Source organism: Synechococcus sp. R55.7 (genome assembly GCF_047461955.1).
Taxonomy (GTDB): domain Bacteria; phylum Cyanobacteriota; class Cyanobacteriia; order Thermostichales; family Thermostichaceae; genus Thermostichus.
On record NZ_JANSIC010000087.1, the window covers coordinates 1 to 2,225 of the forward strand.

Here is a 2,225-nt window from a genome sequence, read left to right on the forward strand (position 1 = left end):
TGCGCTTGCAGATGAAACAACATCTGAAGGGTATCGCTCATCAGAAAGTAACAGGTCAAGACGCCGCCGGCAGCCACAGCCACCAGTGTCCCTGCCAACATGCGCGAGAACTCCTGACTCTGAAAAGCCTGCTCCATCAAGCGCAGCGCCCAGAATCCCAGGAGGACAACAATGGCAAGGATGATCAACATATCGTAATTTATTGTAACAAGCCTGCTGCTCAACGGCCATTGACAGAATTGAATAAGAACATAAGGACTCCCCTTGTCCCTCATGCTCCATGACTCTGAGTCAGTGTACAGAAGGGCTTGGCGTGCCTGGATTTGCAGCCCTTTTCGGTTGCCCTTGCTGCAGGCCATGAGCACAAAAGGGATCCCACCAGCGAAGATTGCAGGTTGGGCCGGCGTTCAAGCGGGCTACAGCCGACGCCCGTTATCGGAAATGCGGGTGGATCAGGAGCTGATGTGGCTGATTCAGGTAGGGCTGTTGCGACGGGAAGTGGATGGGCAGGGGATCACCGACCGGTACCGTCTGGCACCTCTGGGTCGGCAGTTGTTGCAAGATCTGGAGAGGGATGAAGCTTTTGCCGGGATCTCGGCAAGCTGGGCAGACCACCTGCAGAATAGGCTGACCCGCTGGCGGCTGCTTCCCTGAGGATCCCCTACACTGGATCCAACGTTCAACGCCGCTCTCGAGGGGGGATATGGTACGGCCAAGGTTGATGCGTGTGCCCGGATCCCTGGCACTCCAACGTCCACTCCAAACCTCTTTGCAGCGGCGCAGCCAAGCAATTAACCGGCGCAGCAAGTCTATCTACCGCAAAACCCGCTCCCTCTACCGACGCAACTTGCCCCTTTATCTGCGCAATTTGCTTTTGCAATACCGCACCAGCCTTATCTACAACCTCAAAGCCAGGCCTGTCAGCAGAACCCGTCGAGGATAGCAAGCCCCCCTCTGGATCCCAGCACAACAGTCTTCACCCCGTCGGAGTTGGTGATGGAGATTGTCCACCCCCAAGCCTGTGTAACCCCGTAGGAGGGGTACTTCTTGCAGGAGACTATTGGATTGTGAAGCGGCCAACTCCCACCTTCTCGCCGTTGACATGAATCTCGACGCGGTAGCGGCCGGTGTAGGGCTGGCTGAAGCTCAGAAAGCCTCGCACGGTATCGGCCAAGGGATCCCAGGGAACATCTAGCCTGCGGATCAGTTGCTCGCCCCCGGCTTCTCCGCCCTCGTAGTACCAGAGTATCTCCACCTTGGCGTTGACAGGAAGGTTGCCCACCGGCAAGATGGCCCAGATCAACGTGTCGGTGGTCTTGAACTCGGTTGTGGCCTCGCCAGGGCTGCCGTCCCCCCGACCTCGGTACAGGCCGATTGTCCTTAGCCCCGCCCCTTTGGGGATCTCTCCGCTGTAGGCACGGGCATCTGCTTGCGCTTCCTGACCTAGGCGATCCAGCTCGGCCAGCAAATCTTCCTGCTGCTTCAGGGCATCGGTTGCTTCCTGCAGCCACTGGGCGATCTGCCGCTCTGCGGTTGGGGCTTCCGAAACCGGGGAAGAAGGCTGTGCAATCGCCCCGCTGAGGTTGCGAATGGGAAAACCCTGAGCTGTCCCCACCTCGCTGCCCAGTAAGTTCAGCCAGCGGCTTCGCACTTCGGACGTCATCTCTGGCTTTGCGGCGTAGGCAATGCGCACACTGCCGCGCGGGCCTCGGGTGATCCGGCCAATCTCATGTTCCTCAACTCCACTCACCGTCCCACGGCAACCAGCACTGCGGAACTCGTAGAGCACATCTTCTTCGCTCTCCCGATGAAACTCCCAAGTCGTTTGGGGGCAGCTAGCCAGGAGGTTGTCCCGCATGTGGTTGGCGAGAAAGCGCGGCGATCCCTGGACATGAACGTCCATGACGGAGAGCATTTCTCTCCAAGAGGCCAAGCTCTCTCCAGGCCGTGTGAGAAGGGTTAGAGTAACCCCTTCTAGGACTTGATGATCGGCGAAAATCCACTCCCCTGGATCCCCCTCGATGACGACGTTTCCCGATGGGCTGAGGAAAGCGGATGCAAACAGCAGGCTGGCAAAAAGATTCAACACAATGCCCTTCCTTATCCTGGGATTTGTACTTGAAAATGAGATAGGACGACTTTCAAGCTGCTCACTGGGCAAGCAAAGAAGGGCTGGACAAAGAGGCTAGAGTCTTCGTCGTTGCCGTTTGCAAGGCTCACCTCAG

General features: G+C 57.8%; 4 protein-coding genes. 2 read left to right on the forward strand and 2 right to left on the reverse strand.

The window, feature by feature from the left end; all coding sequences use genetic code 11:
* The coding region (locus NW820_RS06320; RefSeq protein ID WP_414407002.1) for a hypothetical protein at positions 1–191 on the reverse strand (191 nt) is incomplete at its 3' end.
* 82 nt (positions 192–273) lie between these two features.
* Between NW820_RS06320 and NW820_RS06325 the strand changes: the two genes are divergently transcribed.
* Together NW820_RS06325 and NW820_RS06330 are read left to right on the forward strand one after the other, a co-directional pair.
* A complete protein-coding gene (locus tag NW820_RS06325; protein WP_011433445.1) occupies positions 274–654 on the forward strand; it encodes an Npun_F0494 family protein in 381 nt (126 codons plus the stop codon).
* A 67-nt stretch (positions 655–721) separates the two neighbouring features.
* Complete coding sequence (locus NW820_RS06330; RefSeq protein WP_011433444.1) at positions 722–943, forward strand: hypothetical protein; 222 nt, start codon at positions 722–724, stop codon at positions 941–943.
* A 114-nt stretch (positions 944–1,057) separates the two neighbouring features.
* Here NW820_RS06330 and NW820_RS06335 read toward each other — a convergent pair whose 3' ends face one another.
* Complete coding sequence (locus tag NW820_RS06335; RefSeq protein ID WP_414407003.1) at positions 1,058–2,089, reverse strand: hypothetical protein; 1,032 nt, start codon at positions 2,087–2,089, stop codon at positions 1,058–1,060.
* Positions 2,090–2,225: the final 136 nt, after the last annotated feature.

What these genes read in the sequence shown, in the direction of transcription:
- NW820_RS06325 (WP_011433445.1), top strand. Translation starts at nt 274, where the DNA reads ATGCTCCATGACTCTGAGTCAGTGTACAGAAGGGCTTGGCGTGCCTGG.
- NW820_RS06330 (WP_011433444.1), top strand. Translation starts at nt 722, where the DNA reads ATGCGTGTGCCCGGATCCCTGGCACTCCAACGTCCACTCCAAACCTCT.